Raw genomic sequence first — 12,641 nt, 5'->3', positions numbered from 1 at the left:
GGGCAAGTCGGCAAGGCGGCGCGGCAGCGGGGCGGGCGGGGTGCCGACGGATCAGCCGTCTGCGCGGTTCTGCCGTTCCGCCCGGATCCGCCCGCTCGCCCAGACGAGCGCGGCGATCACCGTGACGACGATGAAGATCACGCCGATGGCGTTGATCATCGGCGACAAGCCGAAGCGCATGCGGCTGGCGATCTCGGTGACCAGCGTATAGTCGGGCCCGATGGCGAAGAAGGTGGTCGGAAAATTCTCGATCGACTGCAGGAAGGCGAGCACCGAGGCCATGCCGATCGTCGGGGCAAGGAAGGGCAACGTCACGCGCCGGAAGGTGAAGAACGGCGTCGCGCCGAGGTCGGCGGCGGCCTCGTCGAGGCTGCGATCCTGGCGGGCAAGACGGGCCATGAACATCAGCAGGCAGTAGGAGGCGATGAAGGCGGTCTGCGCCATCATCGCGGTGAACAGCCCGGCATCGACGCCGAAGGCATCGCGCCAGAAGATCATCGTGGTGACGCCGAGAACGATGCCGGGAATCATGATCGGCGCCACCAGGATGGTGTAGAGGATGCCGTTCGCCCGGCTTTCCAGCCGGGTGAGGAGCAGCGCGCCGGCGAGGCCGAGCGGGATGGCGATGGCGATGACGCCGCAGGCGATCAGCAGCGAATTGAAGAGCCCCGTCATCATCCGCGCATCGGCAAAGATGGCGGCGAACCATTTCAGCGTGAAGCCCTGCCAGACGGTGATCGACGGCGAGGGATAGGCGTTGAACGCGGCGGCGACCATGATCGCGATCGGCGCGAAGAGAACGAAGAAGAACAGGCCGAGATAGACCTTCAGCAGCGTGTCGCCGATGCCGGGAGCGTAGCCCCGTTCCGCCGCCCTGGCGGACACCGCCGCCTGATCCACCGCGGCGGGCCGCCCGATCGTGGTGCTCATCTGGCGATCTCCCGGATCGAGACGCGGAAGGCCGACAGCACCATCAGGATGAAGACGATGCAGCTGGCGAGCAGCATCAGCGAATAGGCCGAGCCCTGGTTCCAGTCGCCGGTGTCGAAGAAGCGGCGATAGATGACCTGGCTGAACCAGTCGGGATGCAGGCCGCGGCCGACGAGTTCCGGCACCGTGATGACGCCCGCCGACAGCATGAAGACGACGATCGATCCCATGGCGATGCCCGGCTTCGCATGCGGCAGCACCACCCGGTAATGCACCCGCCAGACCGAGGCGCCGAGATCGCGCGCCGCCTCGACCTGGCTGCGGTCGAGGGTGCCGAGGGTGTTCATCAGCGGAAACATCATGAACAGGATGTAGGCATAGGCCATCACCAGGAAGACCGAATTGTTCGACGCCACCCATTGCGGCGGATTGGCGCCGACGATGCCGAAGGCCTGCAGCGCCGAATTGAGGACGCCCTCCCGCGCCAGGATCATCACCCAGGCATAGACGCGCAGGAGTTCGTTGATCGAATAGGGGATGACGAGGAGAAGCAGGATCGCCCCCGCCCCGAGCGCGCCTTTGAGGTTCGAGGCGAAATAGGCGACCGGATAGCAGACGACGAAGGCGATCGCCGTCACCAGCGTGGCATAGAGGATCGTCTTGACGAAGATCTTCAGATGCAGCGGCTCGATCGACGAATAGTTCTGGACGGAGTAGCGCGGCGCACTGGCCGCGGCCTCGATCAGCTGTGCCTGCTTCTCCTTCAGAGCGGCCATCTCGGCCCCGGCGGCATCGCGCCTTTCCTGCAGCGCACCGATCTCCTCGGTGAGGCTCTCGGCGGTCCGTTCGCCGCCCTGTCCGCCGCCGAAGGAGGGCAGCAGCGGCGATGACGGGGCGGCCGGCGAGGCCCCTCCGCCGCTCGGCCGGCTGCCGGCCGAGGGAACGCTCATCCCAGGCACCATGAAGCCGCCGCCACTGCCGGAATTGGCGCCGGACCCTTCTTCGGGCGAGGACGCCGCCTCGTTCAGATCGGCCAGATCCTTCTTGCGGGCCTCGATGTCGTAGGCCAGCGTCGCGATGTCGCGGGACAGGCGGTTGATGGCGTTGTTCGTCTGGCTGAGGTCGTCGTTGCGATCGACGTAAACGAGGGAGCGCTCGCCCATGGTCAGCAGCGGCGCGGCGATCATGCCGCCGATCCAGACGGCAACGAGAAGGACGATCACCGTGGTCAGCGGTGCGCCATAGGTGCGAAGCAGCGCGCCCACGATCAGTGCTCCGCCACGGCAGCGGCGCGTCCGTCCGTCACCGGCATGACGATCGCATCTTCCGGCCGGAAGCCGATCACAGTCGCCCCCGTGGCGGGGTGGACGCTGCCGTCATTGGCAAGATGCAGCACGATTCGGCGGCCCGTCGCGTCACGAGTGACGAGATTGAGATAGGGCCCTTCCAGTTCCCGGCCTTCCACTTGCGCGGCGAGGCGATTGACGCCGTTCCTCTCGTCATCGACGAGCCCGGTCCGTTCGGGCCGCACCATCAGCACCGCCTGATCGCCGAGGGCGACGTCCGGCGTGCGCCGGCCGGTGAAGGTACCGCCCGGGCCGTCGATCCTGGCGAATTCCTTCTCGACCGAGGTGACCTTGCCGGTGAAGACGTTCTGTTCGCCGACGAAGCCCGCGACGAACGGCGTCGCAGGGGCGTCGTAGACGGCGGTGGGCGTGCCGACCTGCTCGATGCGCCCCTTGTTCATCACCGAGATCCGGTCGGACATGGTCAGCGCCTCGCCCTGGTCGTGGGTGATGTAGATGAAGGTGACGCCGGTGCGCTTCTGCAGCGCGCGCAATTCGGTGCGCATGTGCTGGCGCAGCTTCAGGTCGAGCGCCGAAAGCGGCTCGTCGAGGCAGAGGACGGCCGGCTCGACGGCGAGCGCCCTCGCCACGGCGACGCGCTGGCGCTGGCCGCCGGACAGCTGATCGGGGCGCTTGTCGGCATGCGCCTCCAGCGCCACGAGGGCGAGGAGCTCGTCGGCCCGCGCCGAGCGCTCGCGCCGGGAAATACCCCGCGCCTCGAGACCGAAGGCGACGTTTTCGCGCACGCTCATGCGCGGGAAGAGCGCCAGAGACTGGAAGATCATCGCCGTCGGCCGGCGATTGGCCGGCAGATGATCGACCGCTTCGCCACCGATCAGCACGTGGCCGGCGCTCGGCCGCTGGAACCCCGAAAGGATCCGCAGCAGCGTGGTCTTGCCGCAGCCGGAGGGGCCGAGGATCGAGTGGAACTCGCCGGCCGGGATATGAAGATCGGTGGGATGAACGGCGGTGAAACCGTCGAAGACCATGGTGACGCCGGCAAGCTCGACGCTCTTTCCATCCATGCCGATAGTCCCCTCGCCTCGTTTCGGCGCGCCACGATCGGCCCGCCTTTCCATTCTATCGTCAGAGCGCCGGCAACGCTTCGCTCTCGCTCGGCTCGTCGTCGAACATGCCGGCGAAAAAGTCCGGTTCGTCCGACACGGCTCGTTCTTCGAGCGAGAACACCTGCCGGCGCAACCACTGCGTCAGCGTGACGGCGTCCTGAAAGCCTGCGATCACCGCCGGCTCGATCGGCCGCCCGACGGTCATGGCGATGCGCCCGTCGATCATCCGTGCCGCCTCGTGAAACAGGAGAGCATAGCGTAGCGATTGCGACAGGTGGCTGGCAATCTGGAACAGGCGCGAATTCTGCCCCGGGACGTGGACCGGCAGGACCGTCGCCCCCGAGCGCATGATCAGCCGCGCCGAAAGCGGCCCCCAGTCGAGTTCGACGGCGCGGCGGGCGAGCGGCCGCGGCGTCGTCATCACCGCGCCGGCGGGAAAAACCAGCAGGCAGCCGCCGCCCTTCAGATGGGCGAGCGCCCCGGCGCGGGCCTTGATATTCGCCCGCTCGGCCTCTCTCGTCCCCGAAAAATCGATCGAAAACAGCTTCGCGGCCAGTTCCGGCACACGCGCCAGCGCCGAATGGGCGATGATCATGACGTCGCTCCGCACCCGCCCGAGCAGGCAGCCGAGCGCGATGCCGTCCATCGCCCCGAAAGGATGGTTGGCAACGACGGCGAGCGGCCCCGTCCGCGGGATCCGCGACGCGCCGCGAACCGCGAGGTCGACGTTCATCCGCGTGATCGCCTCGGCGAAGAAGTCGCCGCTCGCCGGATCGTCCAGAAATTCCCGATAGAGCCGTTCGAGACGGGCGCGGCCGCTCGCCGCCTCGAGGGCGAGACACAAGGGACGCATGAGGCGATGGTCGATCGTCGCCGCATAGGACATCCGCACAGGGGGACGCCCGGCCGGGCGCAAGAGCGTCTGCGGCCTGACCTCGTCGTGGCTCCGGATCGGCGTCAGGTCGTCCAAGTCTCGCACCCTTCCCGAACGAGCCGCCGAAACGGCCCTCAAGCGAATGGCGGCGCGCGAAACGATCCGGCTCGCGCGCCGCAGACGTCGACCCTGGTCGAAACGTCAGCCGTGTCCTTTCTCAGGAGGCGTTGGTGATGCGCTCGGCATATTCCTGCTGGCCGGCCGCGAAGAACGGCGTGTCCGGCTGCCACCACCAGAGATTGGCGAGGTTTTCAGACGTGTAGACTTCCTGGAACTGCTTGGCATAGGTCTCGCCGGCATGCTGGGCGGCGCCGTCGACGCAGGAGTTGTAGCCGGTGTTGGCGCTCATGATGCCGGCCATTTCCGGATCGAGCATGGCGTTGACGAAGGCATAGGCCTGTTCGAGATTCTCGGCGCCGGAGGGGATCGCCATGGAATCCATCCATGTCATGCCGCCCTCTTTCGGCATGCGATATTTCAGCTTTTCGTTGTCGCGATTGAGCAGGAGACCGGTCGAGTCCCAGGTCTGGCCGACGACGGCGCCCGACTGCTGGAAGGCGTTGAGGGCCTCCGTCGCATTGTTCCAGAACGCGCCGAAATTCTGCTTGTGCTCGACGATGAAGGCCGCGACCTTGTCGAAGACGCGGCGCATGTCCTCTTCGCTCTTGTAGACGTCGAGCATGCGGTTCGACTTCAGTTCGCCGATCGCGTCGAGATAGAGACCGGTGCCGATGAGCACGGACTTCTGCCGGAAGGCGGCCTTGTTCTCGGCGCGCGGGTCCCAGAGCATGCCATAGGACACGTCGGCGTCCGTGGCATCGTCGAAGACGGAGGCGTCGTAGGTGACCGCCTCGGTGCCCCAGTTGAAGGGAATGGCGACGCGCTTGCCGTTCTGCACGGCGCCAAGCTGGATCGAGTCGCGATACATCGACTGGATGACGTTACCGACCTTAGCCTTCTCCTCGTCGATCGGCTGGAGCAGGAACTGGTCGCCGTCCTGGTAGTTCGCGACGTTGGTCACCGAGGGAAAGATGACGTCGAAGCCCTTGCCGCCGGAAGCCTTGAGCTTCTGGGTCGCCTCGTCGTTCGAGCCGTAGGTCGACAGGTTGAGCTTGATGCCCGTGTCCTTCTCGAACTTCGAAACCATGTTCGGCTGGACGTAGTCGCCCCAGGTGAAGACGTTGACGGTGCCCGAGCTCTGGCCGAAGCCCGGGCGCGTCAGCACGGCGGGAGCGGCGAGAAGGGTGGCGGAGGCCGCGCCGGCCTTCAGCATCGAGCGGCGCGTAATCGGATTGACGAAGGTCATGGAAAGCTCCCATCCGTTGGAATAGCGGATCTGCCGGCGCCTTTTAGTCGCCTCGGATGACGTTTCGTTATCGTCCCGATGACGACGAGGTGACGGTGGAAAACACTGTGTCACAGCGGCGTCATTGTTCAAGCCGAAGAGTTGTGACCGACGATCAAATGGGGACGACGACATGGACGGGCGTGAGGTCTTTTCGGCCGCAGGACGGTTCTTTCGCGGCAACATCCATACCCACTCGACGCGGTCCGACGGGGCCCTGTCGCCGGGCGACGTCTGCGCCCACTACCGCGAGATGGGCTACGACTTCCTGTGCCTGTCGGATCATTTCCTAGCGAAGTTCGACTTTCCGATCACCGACACCAACGAATATCGCGGCGACGACTTCACGACGATCCTAGGCGCCGAGATTCACGCCCCGCAGAACAGCCAGGGCGAGATCTGGCACGTGCTGGCCTGCGGCCTGCCGGCGGACTTCGACCCGCCCTTCCCCGACGAGCGGATGGAATCTCTCGCGGCGAGAGCCCGCCATGCCGGCGCCTTCGTCGGCATCGCCCATCCGCAATGGTCGTCGCTGACGATCGAGGACGGTCGGGCTCTCGCCGACGTCGCCCATGCCGTGGAAATCTGGAACACCGGCTGCGCGATCGAGGTGGCCCGGGGCGACGGCACGGCGCTGCTCGACCAGCTCCTCAACGACGGCCACCGGCATCTGTCCGGCTACGCCACCGACGACGCCCACCTGAAGATCCCCGACTCGGGCGGCGGCTGGATGATGGTGAAAGCGGAGCGCAACGAGCCTCGGGCGCTTCTCGAAGCGATGAAGGCCGGGCTCTATTATTCCAGCCAGGGGCCGGCGATCGAAGCGATCGAGACCGTCGGCGACACCGTCGTGATTCGCACTTCGCCGGCCCGGATGATCTCCCTCGTCGGCCGGGGCAGCCGCGCCGAGACGGCCTTCTCGGACGAGGCCGCCCTGACCACGGCGGAACTCTCCCTGCAGCGCTTTGCCGGCGACTGGTGCCGGGTGATCGTCAGCGACGGCGAAGGCCGGCTCGCCTGGTCGAACCCAATCTTCCCGTCCTGAAAACGGTCGTCGCGGGGGCCGCGCCCCCCGCCCGCGGCGGCCGGTCAGTCGGTCGTTGTCCCGACGGCATGATCGAAGAGCAACTCGAACCGGCTGCCGAGAAAGCGCGAACGGGCGTATTGCACCGGCTCGCCCGATACCGCCGCCGTGAGGCTCGTCGTCTGGATCAAGGGCGTCGCCAGCGGGCAGTGCAGCCGCTCGGCGTCGTGGGCATCGGCGGCGATGGCCGAGACCCGCGTCCACAGCCGCCTGCAGCCCGACAGTCCCAGGGTTTCGAGCGCTCTGGAGATCGAACCCGTCTCGGCGAAGCCGGCGACCATGCCCGGCACGCGCGCCTCCTCGAACCACAGCGTCGAGACGATCACCGGCGCGCCGTCGGCGACGCGCAAAAGCTCGAGGCGCGTCAGCGGCGCGGCGATGCCGCAGCCGAGAAGGCCGGCGATCTCGGCCGACGCCGGCTCGCGGGTGGCGCCGACCATCGATCCGCCGGGCTCGCGGGAGGCGGCGCCGATATTTTCCGAAAAGCGGCTGCGCGGCCCGACGGGATAGGCGATGCGCCCCGGCCGTGGGGCGACGAAGGTGCCCCGGCCGCGGGCGGCCGTCACCAACCCCTCTTCGCTCAGCGCGGCGATCGCCCGGCGCACGGTATGGCGATTGACGGCAAAGCGCTCGGCGAGCCGCATCTCGCTCGGCAATGCGCCGGCGAGACGCCCTTCCGCGATGTCGGCGCGCAGACTGTCGGCGATCTGCCGCCAGCGCGCGATGCCCGCGGTCTCGGACGTCGCCACCTGCATTCCCCTTTGCCTGCGCTCGTCGAGTCGGCGCCGTCATGCGGCTCGCCGAAGACGACGCCAACCGTCATTTCCGTGTCACGAAAATCGTGCTACATGAGTTCTATTCAGTTGTCTATACAAATAGACAACACAGACGATCGACGGATGGCAGAGACATGGCGGACGTTTCCAGCAACCCCGATCCGGCCCCCTCCGCAGCCCGCCGCCGCGCCGTCTCGGCCTTCGCCCAGGCGGATGCCGGCTTTCTCGAGGCGGCGTGGCAAAGCCTCGGCGAAGGCCGAACGGTCGGAGCGCTACGCGGTCCCGAAAGCGGCCTCGTCATGGTGCGCGGCCGGGCGGGCGGGGGCGGGGCGCCGTTCAATCTCGGCGAGGCGAGCGTGACGCGAGCGAGCGTGACGCTCGACGACGGCGCGGTCGGCCATGCGATGGTGCTCGGGCGGGACGCACGACGCGCCCGCTTTGCCGCCGCCTTCGACGCGCTCTGGCAGGACGAGACGATGCGGGAGGCGATCGAGCGGGACGTCGTCGCCAACGTCGAGGCGGCGCTGGCGGAAGCCGACGCCGAGCGGCGCTCGGAAACGGAGGCGACGAAGGTCGACTTCTTCACCATGATGCGGGGAGAAGATTGATGGTCGCGGCAAACCCGCTCGATCTATCCCGCCGCGCCGTCGCCGGCGGCTTCGCCGACCCGGTGTTCGACGCCCAGGCGGTATTTTCGGCGATCCTCGGAGCCCTGTCGCGCCCCGGAACGATCGTCGACACCGGCGCGCGCGCCAGCCCGCCGGCGCCGCTCTCGCCCGCCCAGGGCGCGGCGCTCCTCGCCCTCGGCGATGCCGATACGCCGGTTCACGTCGGGGACGCGGGCGAAACGCTGGAGGCCTGGCTCGGCTTCCAGACCGGCGCCCGGCTTGTCGGGGCGGCCGAGGCGCGGTTTGCCGTCGTCCCCTGCTTCGACCGCGCCTGTCTCGAAACCTTTCCGCTCGGAACACTCGGCTATCCGGACCGCTCGGCGACGCTTCTGGTCGAGGTCGCCTCCTTCGGATCGGGAGAGGCGTTGCGGCTGTCCGGCCCCGGGATTTCCGGCGAGACGACCGTTCGGATCTCCGGCCTCGGGAACGACTTCGTCGCCGCCCGGCGGACGAACCGGGCGCTGTTTCCCTGCGGTCTCGATCTCGTCCTGACCTGCGGGACCGAGATCCTCGGCCTGCCGCGCACGACCATCGTCGAGGAGGCGTGAGATGTACGTCGCGGTGAAAGGCGGCGAGGCCGCCATCGCCAATGCCCATCGGCTGCTCGTCGACCGGCGGCGCGGCGACCGCCGCGTCCCGGCCCTGACCATCGAGCAGATCGCCGGGCAACTGGCGCTCGCGGTCGACCGGGTGATGGCGGAGGGCTCGCTTTACGACCCGGAACTCGCCGCCATGGCGGTGCGTCAGTCGCGCGGCGATCTGATCGAGGCGATCTTCCTGATCCGGGCCTATCGCACCACCCTGCCCCGCTTCGCAGCCTCCTCGCCGATCGACACCGGCAGGATGCTGATCGAGCGGCGGATTTCGGCGACCTACAAGGACCTGCCCGGCGGGCAGTTGCTCGGCCCGACCTTCGACTACACCCACCGGCTGATCGAGCCGGACATGGCGGAGGACGGCTTCGTCGCCGAGCCCGCCCGGCGCGATCCGGGCGAAACCGGTCCGGCGCCCCGGGTGACGGACATTCTCGGCGACGAAGCGCTGATCGAGGGCGACGGCCGGGACGGCGGCGGCGAACCCGCCGACCTCACCCGCTCGCCGCTCGCCTTTCCCGCCACGCGCGACCTTCGGCTCCAGGCGCTCGCCCGGGGCGACGAAGGCTTTCTGCTCGGCCTCGGCTATTCCACCCAGCGCGGCTTCGGCCGGACCCATCCTTTCGTCGGCGAGATCCGCATCGGCGAGGTCGAGGTCGAGGTGGACCTGCCGGAATTCGGCTTTCCCGTAGTGATCGGCCGGGTGCGCGTCACCGAATGCCAGATGGTCTCGCAATTCACCGGCTCGAAATCCGAACCGCCGCAGTTCACCCGCGGCTACGGGCTGGTCTTCGGGCAGATGGAGCGCAAGGCGATGTCGATGAGCCTCGTCGACCGGGCGCTTCGGGCCGACGAATTCGAGGAGGAGCGCCGCGCCCCGGCGCAGGACGAGGAATTCGTCCTCGCCCATTGCGACAACGTCCAGGCGACCGGCTTCGTGGAGCATCTGAAGCTGCCGCACTACGTCGACTTCCAGGCCGAACTCGACCTTTTGCGGACGATGCGGGCCGAGCGGCCCACGGCTGCGCCGCCCACCGAGGAGCCGGCGGCAGAGAGGGACGGTTCGCAATGATCTGTCGTCCGTCCTCAGTCGTCGCGCCTGCGACGAGCCTCCCCGCCCTCGTCGTCTTGCTCGCGCGGCGGTCCGGCGGAGCCGCGCCCGTGCCGGCCGGTCGCGGGATCGCGGTAGACGAGGAAATACCAGCCGGCCACGATCCCGAAGAGCACGGCGCAGAGTTCGCCGATCGCCATCCAGGCCATGTTCGGATCCTCCCATCCGGGGTCGTCTCAGCCGAAGACCGCGGAGGAACAGCATGACCGCCGCGCTGCCCGCCTACAACTTCGCCTATCTCGACGAGCAGACCAAGCGGATGATCCGCCGTGCGATCCTGAAGGCCGTGGCGATCCCCGGCTATCAGGTGCCGTTTGCATCGAGGGAAATGCCGATGCCCTATGGCTGGGGCACCGGCGGCGTGCAGGTGACGGCGGCGATCATCGGGCCGGACGACGTCCTCAAGGTCATCGACCAGGGCTCCGACGACACCACCAACGCCGTCTCGATCCGGGCGTTCTTCGCAAGGGTCGCCAATGTCGCCGTCACTACCAAGACGACCGATGCGACGATCATCCAGACCCGCCATCGGATCCCGGAAGCGCCCCTCACGGAGGGTCAGACGCTGGTCTATCAGGTGCCGATCCCGGAACCCCTGCGCTTTCTCGAACCGCGCGAGACCGAGACGCGGATCATGCATGCGCTGGAGGAATACGGGCTGATGCACGTCAAGCTCTACGAGGACATCGCCCAACACGGACACATCGCAACGACCTACGCCTATCCGGTCAAGGTCGAAGGCCGCTACGTGATGGATCCTTCGCCGATCCCGAAATTCGACAATCCGAAGATGAACGATTCCCCGGCGCTGCAGCTCTTCGGCGCCGGCCGCGAGCAGCGGATCTACGCGATCCCGCCTCATACGCAGGTGAGGAGCCTCGACTTCGAGGACCATCCCTTTTCGGTCCAGAGTTTCTCCCAGCCCTGCGGCCTCTGCGGCGCCACGGGGGTCTATCTCGACGAGATCGTCACCGACGACCACGGCGGCCGGCTATTTGCGTGTTCCGATACGGACTACTGCGAAGAGCGCCGGGAGGCGGGGCATTTCGGGGTGGACGGGGCGCCCGTCCTGACAGGGGCGCGGCCATGAGCGCTTTCGAAAGCGTGGCGGCGGCCATACCCCCCTCTGCCTGCCGGCATCTCCCCCGCAGGGGGGGAGATCGAGGCTTCGATGGATTCGGCTTGACGAGTTCCGTCCTGGTAATTGCCGACGTCAAACGTTCGGTCAGGTGGATCGAAGAGCGGAACGGCCGACGACACCGCGGATCTTCCTCATGGGGGAGATGTCCGCCCGTCGATACGGGTTCTGGAGGACAGAGGAGGCCGCTCCAGCTACGCGCCGTCGGCAATCATTCCGCCGGAGCAGCCTCGCGCAGGATCGCGTCGATGCGTTCGCGCCAATCGTCACCGGCGCGGCGGAAGCGTTCGACGACGTCGTGCTCGAGGGCGACCTGCGTGCGGCCTTTCAACCGCGCCTGGGCCTCTTCCCACGTCATGAACTCGGCGTCGTCCTCGATCGGCGGATTGTCGGGATCGGCAAGCGCATCGGCGGTGATCGCCGCGTCCTCCTCGGGTGTCATTTCGGCGAGGGCAAGCTTTGTCAGCCGCCGCGCCTCGGCCCAATCCTCAGCCGTCGCTTTCGTCCGGATTGAAACTTCCCGTCTCACGATCATAGCGCCTGACCTCACGCTCGTTGGCTTTCCTGAAGGATATAATGCGAATGCGTTGATGTCGCTCGGTATAGATCAGGACATGCAGGCGCTGGCCGATAAAGCCGATCGCCTGCACGCGCTCCTCTCCATAATCCGTGCGCCGGTCGTGGGTGATCACCGCCGTCACGAAATTGAAGCGCAATGCGTCTTCGAAAGGGGGCCGGCCGAGGCTGCGATTGGCGGCGGCCTTCTTCTCGTCCCATTCGAAGATGCGCGTCTCATTCATGCGACAACGCTACCACATGTTGTCGCGAATGACGTACTTCTTCCGGTTGGTACCGCACGGAGTGCCCGCCCATGACCGACACCCCCCTCCTCTCCGTCGCCGCCCTCACCCGCCTCTACGGCCGGCACGTCGGCTGTAAGGACGTTTCCTTCGACCTCTATCCCGGCGAGATCCTCGCCATCGTCGGCGAATCGGGCTCCGGCAAGACGACGCTCCTCAACTGCATCTCCTGCCGGCTGGCAGCGAGCGGCGGCAGCGTTTCCTACCGCATGCGGGACGGCGAGACGCGCGATCTGGCAGGTCTCAGCGAGGCCGAGCGGCGCTTTCTGATGCGCACGGACTGGGGCTTCGTCCATCAGAACCCCGCCGACGGCCTGAGGATGCGTGTCTCGGCGGGCGCCAATATCGGCGAGCGGATGATGGCCGTCGGCGATCGGCATTACGGGCGCATTCGCTCCACCGCCGAGGACTGGTTGTCCCGCGTCGAGATCCCCGGCGCGCGCATCGACGACCGGCCGACGGCCTTTTCCGGCGGCATGCGCCAGCGCCTGCAGATCGCCCGCAACCTCGTCACCGCCCCGCGTCTCGTCTTCATGGACGAGCCGACCGGCGGGCTCGACGTCTCGGTCCAGGCGCGGCTCCTCGACCTGTTGCGCGGCCTCGTCGGCGAAATGGGTCTGTCGGCGATCGTCGTCACCCACGATCTCGCCGTGGCGAGGCTTCTCTCCCACCGCATCATGGTGATGAAGGCCGGCCGGGTGATCGAGAGCGGGCTGACCGACCGGGTGCTGGACGATCCGCAGCACGCCTATACCCAGCTTCTCGTCGCCTCGATCCTGGAGGTCTGAG

General features: G+C 67.4%; 15 protein-coding genes. 6 read left to right on the top strand and 9 right to left on the bottom strand.

Going from position 1 to position 12,641, the window contains the following annotated elements:
• Positions 1-51: 51 nt before the first annotated feature.
• From LZD57_RS00865 to LZD57_RS00845, 5 genes are all read right to left on the bottom strand, one after another.
• Positions 52-930: an ABC transporter permease gene (locus LZD57_RS00865; protein WP_233717224.1), complete on the bottom strand. Its 879-nt coding sequence runs from the start codon at positions 928-930 to the stop codon at positions 52-54.
• Complete coding sequence (locus LZD57_RS00860) at positions 927-2,195, bottom strand: ABC transporter permease (protein WP_233717223.1); 1,269 nt, start codon at positions 2,193-2,195, stop codon at positions 927-929. Before LZD57_RS00860 ends, LZD57_RS00865 begins: the two co-directional genes overlap by 4 nt.
• A gap of 2 nt (positions 2,196-2,197) precedes the next feature.
• Positions 2,198-3,301 carry an ABC transporter ATP-binding protein gene (locus LZD57_RS00855; RefSeq protein WP_233717222.1) on the bottom strand — a complete coding sequence of 368 codons (1,104 nt, stop codon included), beginning with the start codon at positions 3,299-3,301 and terminating at the stop codon, positions 2,198-2,200.
• 61 nt (positions 3,302-3,362) lie between these two features.
• Complete coding sequence (locus LZD57_RS00850; protein WP_233717221.1) at positions 3,363-4,313, bottom strand: lysophospholipid acyltransferase family protein; 951 nt, start codon at positions 4,311-4,313, stop codon at positions 3,363-3,365.
• A gap of 121 nt (positions 4,314-4,434) precedes the next feature.
• Entirely contained in the window at positions 4,435-5,583 is a 1,149-nt protein-coding gene (locus LZD57_RS00845) for an extracellular solute-binding protein (protein ID WP_233717220.1), read from the bottom strand.
• A gap of 172 nt (positions 5,584-5,755) precedes the next feature.
• On the opposite strand from LZD57_RS00845, the gene LZD57_RS00840 reads away from it, so the two are divergent.
• On the top strand, positions 5,756-6,667 hold the full coding sequence (locus tag LZD57_RS00840) for a CehA/McbA family metallohydrolase (protein ID WP_233717219.1): 912 nt from the start codon (positions 5,756-5,758) through the stop codon (positions 6,665-6,667).
• Between the two features lie 44 nt (positions 6,668-6,711).
• Here the strand turns inward: LZD57_RS00840 and phnF are convergent, their stop codons facing one another.
• On the bottom strand, positions 6,712-7,455 hold the full coding sequence (gene phnF, locus LZD57_RS00835; protein ID WP_233717218.1) for a phosphonate metabolism transcriptional regulator PhnF: 744 nt from the start codon (positions 7,453-7,455) through the stop codon (positions 6,712-6,714).
• 161 nt (positions 7,456-7,616) lie between these two features.
• On the opposite strand from phnF, the gene phnG reads away from it, so the two are divergent.
• Genes phnG through LZD57_RS00820 form a run of 3 tightly spaced genes read left to right on the top strand, consistent with a single transcriptional unit; the run spans position 7,617 to position 9,815 of the window.
• Positions 7,617-8,090, top strand: a complete 474-nt coding sequence (gene phnG, locus LZD57_RS00830) for a phosphonate C-P lyase system protein PhnG (protein WP_233717217.1) — start codon at positions 7,617-7,619, stop codon at positions 8,088-8,090.
• Complete coding sequence (phnH, locus tag LZD57_RS00825) at positions 8,090-8,698, top strand: phosphonate C-P lyase system protein PhnH (protein WP_233717216.1); 609 nt, start codon at positions 8,090-8,092, stop codon at positions 8,696-8,698. Before phnG ends, phnH begins: the two co-directional genes overlap by 1 nt.
• A gap of 1 nt (position 8,699) precedes the next feature.
• Positions 8,700-9,815 (top strand): carbon-phosphorus lyase complex subunit, encoded by a 1,116-nt coding sequence (locus LZD57_RS00820; protein WP_233717215.1) that lies wholly within the window; start codon positions 8,700-8,702, stop codon positions 9,813-9,815.
• A gap of 14 nt (positions 9,816-9,829) precedes the next feature.
• On the opposite strand, the gene LZD57_RS00815 is transcribed toward LZD57_RS00820, so the two are convergent.
• Entirely contained in the window at positions 9,830-10,003 is a 174-nt protein-coding gene (locus LZD57_RS00815; protein ID WP_233717214.1) for a hypothetical protein, read from the bottom strand.
• 53 nt (positions 10,004-10,056) lie between these two features.
• Here LZD57_RS00815 and LZD57_RS00810 point away from each other — a divergent pair, with 53 nt between their 5' ends.
• Complete coding sequence (locus tag LZD57_RS00810; RefSeq protein WP_233717213.1) at positions 10,057-10,944, top strand: alpha-D-ribose 1-methylphosphonate 5-phosphate C-P-lyase PhnJ; 888 nt, start codon at positions 10,057-10,059, stop codon at positions 10,942-10,944.
• A gap of 259 nt (positions 10,945-11,203) precedes the next feature.
• Here the strand turns inward: LZD57_RS00810 and LZD57_RS00805 are convergent, their stop codons facing one another.
• A complete protein-coding gene (locus LZD57_RS00805; protein ID WP_233717212.1) occupies positions 11,204-11,434 on the bottom strand; it encodes a BrnA antitoxin family protein in 231 nt (76 codons plus the stop codon).
• Positions 11,435-11,480: 46 nt separating this feature from the next.
• Positions 11,481-11,792: a BrnT family toxin gene (locus tag LZD57_RS00800; RefSeq protein ID WP_233717211.1), complete on the bottom strand. Its 312-nt coding sequence runs from the start codon at positions 11,790-11,792 to the stop codon at positions 11,481-11,483.
• A 71-nt stretch (positions 11,793-11,863) separates the two neighbouring features.
• Between LZD57_RS00800 and phnK the strand changes: the two genes are divergently transcribed.
• Entirely contained in the window at positions 11,864-12,640 is a 777-nt protein-coding gene (gene phnK / locus LZD57_RS00795; protein ID WP_233717210.1) for a phosphonate C-P lyase system protein PhnK, read from the top strand.
• The last annotated feature ends 1 nt before the right edge of the window (position 12,641 follow it).

Source organism: Jiella avicenniae, from assembly GCF_021390325.1.
In the GTDB taxonomy this organism is placed as follows: Bacteria; Pseudomonadota; Alphaproteobacteria; order Rhizobiales; family Rhizobiaceae; genus Jiella; species Jiella avicenniae.
This window is presented reverse-complemented; position numbering and strand designations above follow the sequence as displayed.

Coding starts and splice junctions, on each gene's coding strand:
- LZD57_RS00865 (WP_233717224.1), bottom strand. CDS start 930: ATGAGCACCACGATCGGGCGGCCCGCCGCGGTGGATCAGGCGGCGGTG.
- LZD57_RS00855 (WP_233717222.1), bottom strand. CDS start 3,301: ATGGATGGAAAGAGCGTCGAGCTTGCCGGCGTCACCATGGTCTTCGAC.
- LZD57_RS00845 (WP_233717220.1), bottom strand. CDS start 5,583: ATGACCTTCGTCAATCCGATTACGCGCCGCTCGATGCTGAAGGCCGGC.
- LZD57_RS00840 (WP_233717219.1), top strand. CDS start 5,756: ATGGACGGGCGTGAGGTCTTTTCGGCCGCAGGACGGTTCTTTCGCGGC.
- phnG (WP_233717217.1), top strand. CDS start 7,617: ATGGCGGACGTTTCCAGCAACCCCGATCCGGCCCCCTCCGCAGCCCGC.
- phnH (WP_233717216.1), top strand. CDS start 8,090: ATGGTCGCGGCAAACCCGCTCGATCTATCCCGCCGCGCCGTCGCCGGC.
- LZD57_RS00820 (WP_233717215.1), top strand. CDS start 8,700: ATGTACGTCGCGGTGAAAGGCGGCGAGGCCGCCATCGCCAATGCCCAT.
- LZD57_RS00815 (WP_233717214.1), bottom strand. CDS start 10,003: ATGGCCTGGATGGCGATCGGCGAACTCTGCGCCGTGCTCTTCGGGATC.
- LZD57_RS00810 (WP_233717213.1), top strand. CDS start 10,057: ATGACCGCCGCGCTGCCCGCCTACAACTTCGCCTATCTCGACGAGCAG.
- LZD57_RS00805 (WP_233717212.1), bottom strand. CDS start 11,434: ATGACACCCGAGGAGGACGCGGCGATCACCGCCGATGCGCTTGCCGAT.
- LZD57_RS00800 (WP_233717211.1), bottom strand. CDS start 11,792: ATGAATGAGACGCGCATCTTCGAATGGGACGAGAAGAAGGCCGCCGCC.
- phnK (WP_233717210.1), top strand. CDS start 11,864: ATGACCGACACCCCCCTCCTCTCCGTCGCCGCCCTCACCCGCCTCTAC.